This is a genomic window from Mycobacterium sp. (assembly GCF_052144515.1).
GTDB lineage: Bacteria > Actinomycetota > Actinomycetes > Mycobacteriales > Mycobacteriaceae > Mycobacterium.
Genome location: NZ_JBKQQD010000292.1, coordinates 18,101 through 31,802 on the forward strand (window position 1 = coordinate 18,101; position 13,702 = coordinate 31,802).

The following is a 13,702-nucleotide window of genomic DNA, read 5'->3' on the forward strand; positions in this document are numbered from 1 at the left end:
ATCCGAGACGAAATGGACGAAACTCTCCCATGAAGGAGTAAACGGAAGTGAGCGCAAGTCCTCTGAAGGTCGCCGTCACCGGTGCCGCCGGCCAGATCGGCTACAGCCTGTTGTTCCGCCTGGGCAGCGGCTCGTTGCTGGGACCCGACCGCCCGATTGAGCTGCGGCTGCTCGAGATCGAGCCGGCGCTCAAGGCGCTCGAGGGCGTGGTGATGGAACTCGACGACTGCGCTTTCCCGCTGCTGGCCGGCGTCGAGATCGGCGCGGACCCCAACAAGATCTTCGACGGGGTGAACCTGGCTTTGCTGGTGGGCGCCCGGCCGCGCGGCCCGGGCATGGAGCGCGGCGACCTGCTGGAGGCCAACGGCGCGATCTTCACCGCACAAGGCAAGGCGCTGAACTCCGTCGCCGCCGCTGACGTCCGCATCGGCGTGACCGGCAACCCGGCCAACACCAACGCGCTGATCGCGATGAGCAACGCGCCCGACATCCCCCGCGAGCGGTTCTCCGCGCTCACCCGTCTGGACCACAACCGGGCGATCTCGCAGCTGGCCGCCAAGACCGGCGCCGCGGTCACCGACGTCAAGAAGATGACGATCTGGGGCAACCATTCGGCCACCCAGTACCCCGACGTGTTCCACGCCGAGATCGGCGGCAAGAACGCGGCCGAGGTGGTCAACGACCAGGCCTGGATCGAGAACGACTTCATCCCCACCGTCGCCAAGCGCGGCGCGGCGATCATCGACGCGCGCGGCGCCTCGTCGGCCGCTTCGGCCGCGTCGGCGACCGTCGACGCTGCCCGGAGCTGGCTGCTCGGCTCTCCCGACGGCGACTGGGTGTCGATGGCGGTCGTGTCCGACGGTTCCTACGGCGTGCCGGAGGGCCTGATCTCTTCGTTCCCGGTCACCACCAAGGACGGCGACTGGACGATCGTCAGCGGCCTTCAGATCGACTACTTCTCCCGCGGCCGGATCGACAAATCGACCGCCGAGCTCGCCGACGAGCGCAACGCGGTCACCGAGCTCGGTCTGATCTGAGTGGATTGGGGCTGCCCGCGGGGCGGCCAGTACCCTGAGGGCGTGTCGGACGAACAGAGCCCCCAGGTCGTCATAACGGACGAGGAGATCTTCGAGGCTCACGTAGGTGGGAAGCTTTCGGTAGGGCTGACGGCGCCGCTGGACACGCAGCGCGACTTGTCGATCGCTTACACCCCTGGCGTGGCGCAGGTCAGTCGCGCGATCGCCGCCGATCACACGCTGGCCGCCCGCTACACGTGGGTGAACCGGCTGGTGGCGGTGGTCAGCGACGGCAGCGCGGTCCTCGGCCTCGGTGATATAGGACCGGCGGCGTCGCTGCCGGTGATGGAGGGCAAGTGCGCCCTGTTCAAGGCCTACGGGGGGCTGGACGCGATCCCGATCGTGCTCGACACCAAGGACCCCGACGAGATCGTCGAAACCCTGGTGCGGCTTCGCCCGACGTTCGGCGCCGTCAACCTCGAAGACATTTCGGCGCCGCGCTGCTTCGAGATCGAACGACGAGTCATCGAGGCGCTGGACTGCCCGGTGATGCACGACGACCAGCACGGCACGGCGATTGTGGTGCTGGCGGCGCTGATGGGTGCCACCAAGTTGCTCGGCCGTGACATGTCGTCGCTGCGGGTGGTGGTGTCCGGGGCCGGGGCCGCCGGTGTCGCGTGCACGAAACTGCTCCTCGCCGTGGGGGTTTCGGACATCACCGTGCTCGATTCGCGTGGCATCCTGCACACCGGGCGCGACGACATGAACGGCGTGAAGGTGGATCTGGCGCGACGCACCAATCCCAGCGGTCTGGTCGGCGGCATGGTGGAGGCGCTCAAAGGGGCCGACATGTTCCTCGGGGTGTCGGGGGGCGTGGTCCCCGAGGAGTTGATCGCCACGATGGCGCCCGACGGGATCGTGTTCGCGCTGTCCAACCCGGACCCGGAAATCCATCCCGACGCGGCGGCCAAGCACGCGGCGGTGGTGGCCACCGGGCGCAGCGACCACCCGAACCAGATCAACAACGTGCTCGCGTTCCCCGGGGTGTTCCGCGGCGCGCTGGACGCCGGGGCGCGCCGGATCACCGAGAAGATGATGTTGGCCGCGGCCGAGGCGATCTTCTCCGTCGTCAGCGAGGACCTCGCGCTCGACCGGATCGTTCCGAGCCCGCTGGACCTGCGCGTCGGGGACGTGGTTGCCGCCGCGGTGGCTTTCGCGGCAGACACTTCCGTGTGAGAATCCGCAGGCTGGCCGCGCCGCTGATCGCCGGCACGCTGGTGCTGACCAGCTGCGCTGATCGGCACCCTGCGCCGGAGTTGGTGGTTGGATCCGGGTCCGACCCCGAGTCCGTTTTGCTCGCCGATATCTATGTGGCGGCACTGCGGTCATACGGTTTCGCGGCGCACGGCGAAACGGCCAATGACCCGATGGCGAAGCTGGATTCGGGCCAGTTCACCGTCGTCCCGGCCTTCACTGGCAAGGTTCTGCAGACTTTGCAGCCCGGCGCCGCTGTGCTGTCCGATGCGCAGGTCTACCGCGCCATGATCGCGGCGCTGCCCGAAGGCGTTCTTGCCGGCGACTACACCACCGCCGCCGAGGACAAACCCGCCCTGGTGGTGACGGCGGCCACCGCCAAAGCCTGGGGCGGCAGCGACCTGAGCGAACTGCCCGGCCACTGCGACGGGCTGGTCGTCGGGATCGTCGCCGGCGCCGGGGCGCCCTCGTCGGTGGGCTCGTGCCGGCTGCCCGTCCCGCGTGAATTCCCCGATGGCACAGCGATGTTGGCCGCGTTGCGGGCCGGGCAGCTGACCGCGGGATGGACCACCACCGCCAACCCCGTCATTCCTGCCGATCTGGTTGTGCTGGCCGACGGCAAACCCGCGCTGATACAAGCCGAGAACGTGGTGCCGCTGTATCGCCGCAACGCGCTGTCCGATCGGCAACTGCTGGCGATCAACGAAGTGGCCGGTGTGCTGGACACGGCGGCCCTGGCCGACATGCGCCGTCAGGTGGCCGGCGGCGCGGACCCGCAGGCCGTGGCCGGCGGGTGGTTGGCCGAACACCCGCTGGGCCGCTGACCTTTTGCCCTGGCCATCGAGTCTGCGGCTGCGGCGGCGACCCTGCGTCCAGGGTCGCGGTGAGCGACTGTTGGGCGCCCTCAGCGCGGACTGGGTGTTGAACTCAGTTGCGGGGGATCAAGCGGCCCAGGACGGGCCTGAACAGTCGCTGATATCCCGAACCCGTCAGCCGCACCAAGATGTCCAGGACCTTGGCGTCCGGGCCGACCAGCACCCGAGCCTTGTTCTTGCGCACCGCGTCCAGGATGACCTGGGCGGCTCGTTGCGGACTGGTCCTGGCCATCCGTTTGTCGAACAGCTTGGCCAGTTCACCCTGGTCGAGGCCCTCGGCGGCGGTGGCGTTGCGGGCGATCGCGGTCTTGATGCCGCCGGGGTGCACCGTGGTCACCCCCACCGGGTGGCCGGCCAGCACCATCTCCTGTCGCAGCGCTTCGGTGAAGCCGCGGACGGCGAATTTGGCCGAGTTGTACGCCGCTTGCCCCGGCACCGAAAACAACCCGAACACACTGGAGATGTTGATGACGTGGCCGTCTCCAGAGGCGATCAGGTACGGAAGGAAGGCCTTGGTGCCGTTCACCACGCCCCAATAATCGACGTCCATCACCCGTTCGATGTCCTTGAACGGGCTGACTTCGATGTCTCCGGTGAAGGCGATGCCGGCGTTGTTGTAGATCTGGTTGACCTTGCCGAAGTGCTCGTTGACGGCGTCGGCGTAGGCGAGGAAGGCCGCGCGTTCGGTCACGTCGAGCCGGTCCGCCTTGACCGGCGCGCCGATCGCCTTCAGCTGTTGCTCGGTGTCCGCCAGCCCTTCGAGGTTGACGTCGCTGATCGCCACCTTGGCGCCCGAGCGGGCCAGCTCGATGGCCAGCGCCTGCCCGATACCCGAACCCGCGCCGGTAACCACGGCGACCTTGCCCGCGAACCCCTGCATGAGGACCCTCCTGTCCGTTGCCTCTCGTCGAGGCTAGCCGGTACCCCGAGTACCGCTTGCATGGGCCCGAGGGCCTCCCCGCGCCTTGCGGCACGGTCGTCGGATCCTTGCGCGCGGAACGGGCGGTACCCCATAATCCTGCCGTGGCAGAGGGGGGATCTGAGATACCGATGGGCCGCCATCGATCGAGAGCTGCACTCCAAGGAGCCAGTGCTGAAATGAGCGAAGATCCGCGCGCCGATGTCGTCTCCCGCCAGTACGAGCGGTGGAGGTACCCGCGCCCTATACAGGATCTCGACGCATTGACCGATAGCAACTGGTTTTGGTTCGACCCCTCCCGCTTTCACCGGATGTTGTGGCCCGATCGGGAATACAAACCCGATCTCGATATTCTTATTGCCGGTTGCGGCACCAACCAGGCCGCAGTTTTCGCGTACCGGAACCCCGAAGCGAAAGTGGTGGCGGTCGATATCAGCCAGCCGTCACTGGACCATCAGCAATATCTCAAAGACAAACACGGGCTGGGCAACCTGGAATTGCATCTGCTCCCGATTGAGGAGTTGTCAACGCTGGGGCTCGACTTCGACCTCATTGTATCGACCGGCGTGCTGCATCACTTGACAGATCCGCTCGTCGGCATGAAAGCACTCGCCGACTGCCTGCGGCGAGACGGTGCCATCGGTTTAACGCTTTATGCAAAGTACGGCCGAACCGGAGTCGAACTGTTGCAATCCGTCTTTCGTGACATGGGGCTGAGTCAAGACGAAGCATCGGTCCAAGTAGTCAAAGAGATGGTCTCGGTGCTGCCGTCTGATCACCCTGTCCAACCCTATCTGAAAATAGAGGGGGGTGAATTGAAGTACGACGGCGCCGTGGTGGATACGTTTCTGCATGGTCGGGACCGTAGCTATTCCATCGATGACTGTATCGATCTCGTCACCTCGGGCGGGCTCGTATTTCAGGGATGGCTCGTTAATGCGCCGTATTACCCGCATAATTTGTTTGCACCGGGCACCGAGGTCTATCAGGCCGTAAACGCACTGCCTGAGCGTGAACTCTGGTCCGTGATGGAGCGTCTCAACATATTTGGCGGTTGCCATTTTTTCATGGCGTGCCGTCCGGACCGGCCGAAAGAGAGCTACACCATTGATTTTTCGGCGGCCGACTCCCTCGAGTATGTCCCGCTGTTCCGCATGCGTTGCGGTCTGTCCGGCAGTGAGATTTTCCGGCCGAATTGGCGCATGAATCTGAACGCAGCTCAGTTGCCCTTCGTGCAGCACGTCGATGGCCGTCGCACGATCCGAGAGATTGCTGAGTGCGTGGCGCAGAGTGGGGACTCGCGCCGAGCCAATGTGGCTGACCTGGAGAACCTCGGTCGCCAGCTATTTCAGTCGCTGTGGCGTCTGGATTTCGTTGCGATGGCCCTGAACGCGAACTCAGATCGTTAGGTCACGTGCCACACCGATAACCAGATGAGGCCTGCGTGCCCGCCTTCAGGCTGAACGACTCCGCACCCACTCGAATGCTCTTGCGCACCAATGGATACAGGTCGACCAGCGTCCCGCTACGCAATAGTTCGTCGACCTCGTCCTCACCGATTCCGTACCGTCCGGCAAGCCGCAACAGCGCGGTCTTCTCGTACGGTGCGTAATGGTAGATGTGCATGTTGGGGCGATGCTTGCGGCGCTTGGCCACCATTGCCAGGAAATCAGTCAGGGCCTTTCGTTCGTCCACCCGGTTATGCGCCCACAGCGGGCGAAAGCTGGCCTGGTCTTCCCAGCGCACCGTGGTGCCCGCGGCATCGTGGTCGTCGAGCAGCCGCTGCAATAGCGTGCGCTGGCAGTGGTAGACCGGGATCAGCTCGCCGACACGGTAACGCACGACGGTGCCGTCGCCCAATTGCAGCTCGGCCTCCGGCGCCACCGCGACACCCGAGCCGGCCAGCGCATCGGCATAGGCCGCCAGCTGCAACAACGCGCTGACCTTGGGTGAGCGGGCCAGTTTGGTGTCAGTGACCCGATAGTGCTCGCCGTCGAGTACCAGAAAGTCGGCGAACCCGACGAAACGGCCGTCGAACATCGCGGCCTGATACACCACCGGGGCGCGGTTGGCGATGGCGCGCTGGGTCGCCTCGGCGGCGGCCGTCAGCCCGGCGAGGGTGTATGCCGGGCGGCCGATGACCGCGACGGCATCCCCGAACTCGTCGCGCAGTTGGTCGAGTCGGCGTCGTTCGTGCTCGTTACCGAGGACGACGGTTCGCGCGAGCAACGCGTCGTCCGCGGAGACGGCGGGGCCCCGGCCCAGTTTCGCGTCGAAAGCCCGCAACAGGGCGTACTCACATCGGGCGGCGGCCGCAAGATCTGACGCGCTGTAGACGATGCTCTCGCCGACGACGAACACAGCAGCAACTCTAGGTACGGCGTCCGACAAATCGGTGGCACCGAAGAACTCGGCGTGACCAGGGCGGCGAAAAGCGCGCACGGCGCAAGATGAAAGCGCATGTGGCGCACCCAAAGTGGCGAAGACGGGAGCGAAGTACACAAAGGGGCCTGCGTCAGGGGCCTGCGTCAGGGGGCCTCCGTCGGTGGTGGAAGACGAATCCCAAAATCATGCAAATAGCATCCACAGCAAGCCATTGCCATAACCGACACACCAGCCGATATCGGCAATACAGCGTCGACACGCAAGCGTCGAACCGGCATATCTGCCGCCTTTCCAAGACGCAACTACGGGGCTGCGTGGAAATAACCGCCCCAGCGCGTGGTCACAGACCTGGTCGGAGCCGGTAGCCGGCCCAGGGAATAGCTGCCGCACCAGCCATCCGCCCGCGCGCTGCCTCCGCCCGGTCAATATGCCCGCCAACAGCGGATATGGTGCGGCCGCCCCTGGGCGCGGGCTACGCGCACCCTGGTGGTGTGAGTGCGGTGCGGTCCCAGTGGGCCAACACGTGCGGGTGCAGCGGGTTGGCCTGTCTGACCGGCCTGCCCGACGGGCCCCCCGAGTTCACGCCGACACGTCCAGTCATATTTTTCTCTCGCGTAAATTATATAAGTTTCGGGATCTGTAACTCGCTTCCTTTCGCGTAAATTACACAAGTTTTCGCTCGCGTAAATACATAACTTTCTCTCGCGTAAATTACATAACTTTCGAGATCTGTAACTCGCTGTTTCGGAGGTGTTTTGGCGGGGTGAAATCGATCGAATCAAGTTTGCAAAATTTGCTTCAAAACCTAATCAGACGCGCGTAGTGTTCCCGAACTGTCGTGTGGATTCTCCTGAGGACGAGGTGGTCGTCGGGCCCGTTACGGGCCGCGCGACCGGCACCATCGAGGCCCACCCGGTGCTCATCGTGGTCGACGAGAAGCGAGAAGGTGGAGGTGGCCAAGTGAGCGAGGAACAGACCTTGCCGTTCGACGTGCTGGTAGAGGCCAAAGAGTGGCTGGTGGGAGCAGTGGAAGCTGATCCCGAGCTGACGCAGACCGCTGCTTTGGCTGTGAGCGCCTACGCGCTCTTCGACATCGCCGAGTCGCTGCGCAAGCTGGTCGCCCAGAATTCCATGATGGTCGTAGATTTGGGAGCTGGACAGTCGTGAGCTTCAAAAGCTGGTTCCGGCGGCCCAGTGAGCCCAGATATGCCCTGGAACCCCGTGGTGGTGTCGTGGTCGTCGACGGTGGCCGTGTAGGGGTCGCGGTCGGTGGCTGGTGGCGGTGGCCGAGCCGGTGCGCGCGGCCTCGCGGGTGTGATCTGGCCCTGGGGGCCGGTGGTGATCGTGCGGCATCACGCGGTGGTGGGGGTTTGATGCGCGCTTCGGGTGGGCCGGTGGCCTGCCCGTCGCAGGGGGCGGTTTGCGCCGAGGCTGGCGCATCTTCGGGTGGGCCGGCGCGACATGGCCGGGCAAGACAGGTCATCTTCGCCGCACCGGTGATGCCCGGTTCGATCGTGGGCGTGAGGCGCATCGCCGGCGTGCTCTCTACCTGGTAGGTCACTCGGGCGCGGTACTGGCGCATGGCGGACCCCGCCGGTACCCAAGCCGATGGCTGTCAGCACCACCACCAGCCAGTGCGCAGCTCCTGCTGGGCGACGCCCCCAGGTGGTTGCCACGATCAGCGTTAGCGCCGCGATCACCGACAGGTCGGCCCACGACCACGGGCTGGGGGAGATGATCGCCTTGACGAGCAGATGACGATGTGGTGGGCGAACGCGATCAGCTGCGGCCACACCAAGCCGGTAGACGTGCACGCAAAGCGGCGCCGGTATCCGCGTGATCGGTCCCTGGTCGGCGACCAATACATCGGCGCGTTCCCCGATGGCGGCGGTGATCGGGTTCCAGATGATCAGCACGAGCGTGACGTGCGGCAGACCCAGCGACGGTTCGAGACGCAACAGCTTGGCGTGCCGGCCGCCCATCGTCACCGCGGTGCTGCCGGTGGCGATGGTGATCCACAACTGCCTCAGCACCCAGCGGCGGTACCGCTGCGTGATGCCCTGCCGGCCGGCGGCGGCACGGGTGGCGCCGGCGGCGACGGCGCCAACGGCGCCAACACCACCACCGGTGGCAGCGTCCTCACCGAGGCCGGCTTCGCCGGCAACGGCGGCACCGGCGGCACCGGCGGCAACGGCACCGGCACCAACGCCAACGGCGGCAACGCCGGCGCCGGCGGCGCCGGCGGCAACGGCGGCAGCGCCGTTGCCGGCAACGAGGCCGTCGGCGGCGCCGGCGGCGTCGGCGGCAACGGCGGGGTCGGCGGCAACGCCACTGGCACCGGCACCAACGGCAACGGCGGGGCCGGCGGCCAAGGCGGCAACAGCGCCAACGGCGGCGTCGGCAACAACGCCGGCACCGCCGGCAACGGCGGCGACGGCGCGGCCGGCACCGGCGGCAACGGTGGCACGGTGCTCAGCGCCTTGCAGTACACCGGCAACGGCGGCAACGGCGGCAACGCCGGCAGCGCCACCGGTACCAACGGCAACGGCGGCAACGGCGGCAACGCGGGCACCGGCGGCACCGGCGGCAACGGCGGCAACGCCGGTGACGGCGGCACGGGCGGCAACGGCGGCGACGGCATCGACGGCACCGGCGCCAGCGGCGGCACCGGCGGCAACGCCGGGGCCGGCGGCACCGGCGGCAACGCCGGCAGCGCCACCGGCACCAACGGCACCGGCGGCAACGCCGGCAACGCCGGCACTGGCGGCAACGGCGGCTCGGGCACCCCAGACACTGGCACCGGCGGCGGCAACGGCGGCAACGCCGGCAACGGCGGCAACGGCGCCAGCGGCGGCGCGGCCGGCACCGGCGGCACCGGCGGGACGGTCGGCGCCGCGGGCACCGGCGGCCAGGGAGGCGCCGGCGGCACCGGCGGCAACGCCACCGGCAGCGACACCGGCGGCGCCGGCGGCACCGGCGGCGTCGGCGGCCAGGGCGGCACTGGTACTAGCGGCACCAGCACCAACGGACCGACGGACGGCGGTGCCGGCGGCGTCGGCGGCCAAGGCGGCACCGGTGGCGGCGCCGACAGCGGCACCGCCGGAGACGGCGGCCAGGGCGGCCAGGGCGGCTTGGGCGGCTTGGGCGGCGACGCTGCCGCCGGCTCGGGCTTCACCGGCGGCTCCTAGCCGCTTGGGGCATGTGATCGACACTGTGCTGGCTATGCGGCTGCGCTGATCGCGATGCGGTGCAACAGGGTGCGCATGCCTTCGTGGAGTTGCTTGTGGTTGCGGTCGACGCGGGTGCGGGTCTTCGGGGTCGCCCTGGTCCGGGTCGGCGGACCCCGGCGAGGATCGGCGCGATGACCTGATCACGCAGGGCCAGCAGCGCGGCGATGGTGCGGGCGGGCTGGGCACCCGGTAACGGCGGGTCCGGCCAGGTGTGCCGATGAGCTATTTGCCGCGCGGTGCGCGCAGGTCGTCGGCGGGCCGGCGAACGGTGGAGGCCCGCTCGCTGGGCCCCGGGTCAGCGACCGGGCGTTACCGGCGGGGTCGGCGACGATGAACCCGTGCGGGGCGACGGCCAGGGCGCGCACGGCGGGCCGGGTGGCGCGGGTGTGGGCCTTGTTGACATCGACCCCGCCGCCGCCGGTGGCGCCGATCCGCGCGGGTGTCGGTAGCTGGTCGAGCACGCCGTCGGGCGGCAAGCCGACGTCGAGGCTCGAGCATGCTGGTGAACCGATCGAGGGTGCCGGCGACCCGGGTCACGATCTGGAGCAACTTCCCCAACACCCGGCCGGTGCGCACGGGTGTTGCACACCGCCGCCAAACGCGCCGCGTGCTCACCTGGTGGTGGTATTCCTTCATCGTCAACAGCCCGACGTGGACGGTGAACAGGGCCGGGTGGCACCGAGGTCTGTCGATCACGACTGCCCCACCAGGCGACAGATCCGCGCCGTGGCGGCGCGGTCGCTGCCGCACGCCGACCAAGATCGCCCACCCCGGGCCCGCCCAGCCGGACCCGGGGTGGGCTCCACGATGGTGTCAAACGCCCGCTTGATCACTGGCCCGGATTGCAAGATCAGGTGACGGCCGTAGTCGACCCGACGTCCTCGTGACCGTTTCGGATCACCTGCGCCCCCAACGGGCGGATCCCACACATCGTGATCGTCACATGCCCGAAAGTCGGGTCCATGATGGGAAACGGCTAGCGGTCGACGAACTGGCGGGTCTTGTCCAGGGTGGGGATCACCCCGGCACTGGACCGACTCACCTTCCACACCGTCGCCGGCGCTAGCTGGGGCCACCAGGATCACCAACACACCCACCCCGACGGCGCGCAGGTACCCGAGCCCAGCTTCGCGTCGAAGTCCCGCAACAGGGCGTATTCACATCCAGCGGCGGCCGCGATCCGACGCGCTGTAGACGATGCTGTCGGCGGCCACCAACACGCCAGCACCTGTAGGTGAGGCGTCCGACAGTATTCGATGGCTTCGCTGGCCTGTCGGCTCGCTCAGCGGGTGCTGGATTCGTCGGCTTGGCTCGACTGTCGGCTTGCTCAGCCGCCGGTGTTACCGATGCGCTCTACCCCGTTGCCGTTCCAGCGGAATTTCACCACGTCGTTTCAACGGCGGCACCGGCGTTCATCGGTGCGGCATCGTATCGGTGCGTCAAGGAATCGCGGCGTCAATCTCGTTGGCGCAACGGCCATTACGTCACCGAAAACCTGGACGAAGGGCGATCATCGAACAGAACGTCACGCGTGTGCGCGTTGACCATCGCCACGGCGTCGACGACCTGGCCCGTTTGGTCTGGGCGCCGACGTCGGATCCCGGCAGCACCGAGCGGTCCCTCGATTCAGCGGGCGCCTGGTCGAGCCACCTCAAGCCGTCTTTGGTACACGAGCCAGCGCATTTCGATTGGGCTTATCTCACGGTCGACCTCGAAGACGTCGAGGCCACTGACCCAGTCGGCGTACCAGCCCGTGGGCGGCCAAGCGCCTGCGGGCAGATGCGTTTTCTCGTAATCATATACGGAGTCGTCGGCGACGAGTTGAAGGGGTAGCTGGGCTGCCGCAGCGGACATCTCCTGCCGCGTGAAGATGCTTGTGTACATTTGCTGCCCGAGTTCACGCGCGGCCTGGTCGGGTGTGTAGTCTTGGCGCGCCAGGAAAGCGTTGAACACCAACCGTCCACCAGGAGCCAGGCAATGGGCGGCGAGTTCGAACAGGCCGCGCAGCTGCTGGGTCGTCCGGAAATCGGACACCACCTCGGAGAGCAGAATCAGCTGATAGTCCTGCCGTAGATCATCTGTGGTCGAGAAGACGTCACGCTGGATGACGCGCACGTCGAGCGATTCCCGTTCGGCGTCGCAGCGAATCATCTCGGCGAACTTCGGGGCCAACTCGACCGCGTCGACCGGGTGGCCACGTCGCGCCAAGGCCAGGGCGTTGCGCCCAGTTCCTGCGCCGATATCAAGCACGCGATGCGTTGTGGGATCGGCTGCTTTCTTCGCCAGGTCCCACACGCAAGCATCCGGTTCGGAACCAAACAATGGCGGCTCGCGGGTGCTAATCCAATTCTCATAGGCGCTCTCGACCGTCCACCATTGGGATTTGACGTTGTAGTTCAAGCCCGCGGATTGGGCAGCGTCGAACGAGATGGCGATGGTCGAACGCGGGGAAGCCGAGTAGGCCTCGGACAACTGGCCCACGAGCGCCACCCTGAGATCAGCAAGTTCTTCGACCGAAAACCTCCTGCCCACAACGGCGAAGATGGTGTCACACATCGTCACGTACTCGTCGATCATGCCCGGAACGGCAGGCAGCGTGATCTCCCCCGTGACCACCGATCGACGAGACAACCGCCGGGCCAAGGATTCGCGCAGCAGCGGCGTCGGATCGACTGATGTGCGAGGCAAATTATCCACAGATCTCTTCTACATGATCGAGCCGGCTTTTGCCGGGGAATTTGAACCAAGGAGGGTCCAGACCGTCAGCGCAAGAAATCTTTTCGCACGGAACTGGGGCGTGTCTGATAAATGTGCGGCCCAGGTGCGGACGGCGCGACGACGCGGCGCGGTAGACGATGGCGAGTTTGTCGTAGCGGGTGGCGACGAACCTCGACCGCATGCACCTGGTCACCCTTCACTACCACCGCCGCCGACAGCGCACCGACCGACTGAGCCACACCTGCGCGCACCGGCCGTGTATTAACACGACCCAAACCGGATCATCGCGCGTTCGCGCAGATCAACGCCAAAATCCGACGACCCGTTGCCCACGATCAGCGGAAGTCGGGTCTGGGGGCGGTCTCCCACGCCCGCCCAAGCTGGCGTCCCCCAACTGGCCTGTGGACGGCCGGCGATGGCTACCCCAGCAGTGACGGCACCACCGTATCAATCAGGTGCGGTCCGGGTTCGACGAAGGCGCCGCGCAGGGCCTCGGCGAACTCCTCGGCGGTGCTGACGCGACGTGCGGGAATCCCCACACCCTCGGCAAGTTTGACGGGCGGAGCCGTCCGGCGCTGACGGTGCTGGAACGCATGGGGTTGTTGGACGCCGCCGAGGACCGCAAGACGCGAATTCGCGGCTCTTCCGGACTTGGTCGAATTGCTGTACGGCGCAACCCAACCAGCGACCGAATACCTATTCGACGTCGGCATTGCCACCTTGGAGAACCGCGGCCCCGCGGTCGAGGTCACTTTTTGAGCTTGCGGACCGCGCCGATCGCCTTCAGCTGTTGCTCGGTGTCGGCCAGCCCTTCGGTGTTGACGTCGCTGATCGCCAGCTTGGCGCCCGAGCGGGCCAGCTCGACGGCCAGCGCCTGGCCGATACCCGAACCCGCGCCGGTGACCACGGCGACGTTGCCCACGAACCCGTCCATGAGCACCCTCCTCGCGTTGGCTCTCGGCCGAGGTTAGCCGGTACCCGGGGTACCGCGTGCACGGGCCCGACGGCGTTGGGCGTCGCAGCCACGCATCACGCGCGCGGCAGGCCCATCGCAAGAAAATCGAGACGCCACAGCGACTGAAACAGCTTGCGGCCGAAACTCTCCAAGTCGGCCAGATCACCTCGCCGCGCGCCACTTTGCGCCACGCACTCAGCGATCTCCCGGATGGTGCGACGGCCGTCGACGTGCTGCACGAAGGGCAACTGGGCCGGGTCGAGACTCATACGCCAATCCCGCCGGAAAATCTCGGCGCCGGACAGACCGCAACCTTTTCGCATCAGCGGAACATAATCGCGGGAGCCCTC

9 protein-coding genes and 7 pseudogenes are annotated in these 13,702 nt (G+C 66.9%); 7 read left to right on the forward strand and 9 right to left on the reverse strand.

The genetic code is table 11. From position 1 onward, the window contains the following. Positions 1-47 precede the first annotated feature (47 nt). The 3 genes from ACLP9N_RS19295 to ACLP9N_RS19305 are packed head-to-tail and all read left to right on the forward strand — an operon-like array spanning position 48 to position 3,094. Positions 48-1,037 carry a malate dehydrogenase gene (locus tag ACLP9N_RS19295; RefSeq protein ID WP_442408917.1) on the forward strand — a complete coding sequence of 330 codons (990 nt, stop codon included), beginning with the start codon at positions 48-50 and terminating at the stop codon, positions 1,035-1,037. A gap of 42 nt (positions 1,038-1,079) precedes the next feature. Beyond that, complete coding sequence (locus ACLP9N_RS19300) at positions 1,080-2,252, forward strand: NAD(P)-dependent malic enzyme (RefSeq protein ID WP_442408918.1); 1,173 nt, start codon at positions 1,080-1,082, stop codon at positions 2,250-2,252. Beyond that, complete coding sequence (locus ACLP9N_RS19305) at positions 2,249-3,094, forward strand: glycine betaine ABC transporter substrate-binding protein (RefSeq protein WP_442408919.1); 846 nt, start codon at positions 2,249-2,251, stop codon at positions 3,092-3,094. Before ACLP9N_RS19300 ends, ACLP9N_RS19305 begins: the two co-directional genes overlap by 4 nt. A gap of 103 nt (positions 3,095-3,197) precedes the next feature. Here the strand turns inward: ACLP9N_RS19305 and ACLP9N_RS19310 are convergent, their stop codons facing one another. Next, entirely contained in the window at positions 3,198-4,025 is an 828-nt protein-coding gene (locus ACLP9N_RS19310; RefSeq protein WP_442408920.1) for an SDR family NAD(P)-dependent oxidoreductase, read from the reverse strand. Positions 4,026-4,243: 218 nt separating this feature from the next. Here ACLP9N_RS19310 and ACLP9N_RS19315 point away from each other — a divergent pair, with 218 nt between their 5' ends. Beyond that, positions 4,244-5,473, forward strand: a complete 1,230-nt coding sequence (locus ACLP9N_RS19315) for a class I SAM-dependent methyltransferase (RefSeq protein ID WP_442408921.1) — start codon at positions 4,244-4,246, stop codon at positions 5,471-5,473. A gap of 19 nt (positions 5,474-5,492) precedes the next feature. Here the strand turns inward: ACLP9N_RS19315 and ACLP9N_RS19320 are convergent. Then, a pseudogene (locus ACLP9N_RS19320) lies at positions 5,493-6,404 on the reverse strand (PD-(D/E)XK nuclease family protein); the annotation flags it as partial. Positions 6,405-7,289: 885 nt separating this feature from the next. Between ACLP9N_RS19320 and ACLP9N_RS19325 the strand changes: the two are divergent. Beyond that, the gene (locus ACLP9N_RS19325) at positions 7,290-7,616 is read left to right on the forward strand and encodes a hypothetical protein (RefSeq protein ID WP_442408927.1); all 327 of its coding nucleotides are present in this window, start codon (positions 7,290-7,292) and stop codon (positions 7,614-7,616) included. 379 nt (positions 7,617-7,995) lie between these two features. Here the strand turns inward: ACLP9N_RS19325 and ACLP9N_RS19330 are convergent. After that, positions 7,996-8,518: pseudogene (locus ACLP9N_RS19330) on the reverse strand (ABC transporter permease); the annotation flags it as partial. On the opposite strand from ACLP9N_RS19330, the gene ACLP9N_RS19335 reads away from it, so the two are divergent. Continuing rightward, complete coding sequence (locus ACLP9N_RS19335; RefSeq protein ID WP_442408928.1) at positions 8,417-9,637, forward strand: hypothetical protein; 1,221 nt, start codon at positions 8,417-8,419, stop codon at positions 9,635-9,637. The pseudogene ACLP9N_RS19330 and the gene ACLP9N_RS19335 sit on opposite strands and share 102 nt — an antisense overlap. A 182-nt stretch (positions 9,638-9,819) precedes the next feature. On the opposite strand, the gene ACLP9N_RS19340 is transcribed toward ACLP9N_RS19335, so the two are convergent. The 4 genes and pseudogenes from ACLP9N_RS19340 to ACLP9N_RS19355 all read right to left on the reverse strand — a co-directional run. Continuing rightward, complete coding sequence (locus ACLP9N_RS19340) at positions 9,820-10,155, reverse strand: hypothetical protein (protein WP_442408922.1); 336 nt, start codon at positions 10,153-10,155, stop codon at positions 9,820-9,822. A gap of 638 nt (positions 10,156-10,793) precedes the next feature. Next, a pseudogene (locus tag ACLP9N_RS19345) lies at positions 10,794-10,899 on the reverse strand (hypothetical protein); the annotation flags it as partial. Between the two features lie 406 nt (positions 10,900-11,305). Beyond that, the gene (locus tag ACLP9N_RS19350) at positions 11,306-12,376 is read right to left on the reverse strand and encodes a class I SAM-dependent methyltransferase (RefSeq protein ID WP_442408923.1); all 1,071 of its coding nucleotides are present in this window, start codon (positions 12,374-12,376) and stop codon (positions 11,306-11,308) included. Between the two features lie 440 nt (positions 12,377-12,816). After that, positions 12,817-12,972: pseudogene (locus tag ACLP9N_RS19355) on the reverse strand (thiamine pyrophosphate-dependent enzyme); the annotation flags it as partial. Between ACLP9N_RS19355 and ACLP9N_RS19360 the strand changes: the two are divergent. Then, positions 12,967-13,153: pseudogene (locus tag ACLP9N_RS19360) on the forward strand (hypothetical protein); the annotation flags it as partial. The pseudogenes ACLP9N_RS19355 and ACLP9N_RS19360 overlap by 6 nt on opposite strands. 19 nt (positions 13,154-13,172) lie before the next feature. Here the strand turns inward: ACLP9N_RS19360 and ACLP9N_RS19365 are convergent. Both ACLP9N_RS19365 and ACLP9N_RS19370 read right to left on the reverse strand, forming a co-directional pair. Then, positions 13,173-13,331, reverse strand: a pseudogene (locus ACLP9N_RS19365) (SDR family NAD(P)-dependent oxidoreductase); the annotation flags it as partial. 95 nt (positions 13,332-13,426) lie between these two features. Beyond that, a pseudogene (locus tag ACLP9N_RS19370) lies at positions 13,427-13,702 on the reverse strand (SAM-dependent methyltransferase); the annotation flags it as partial.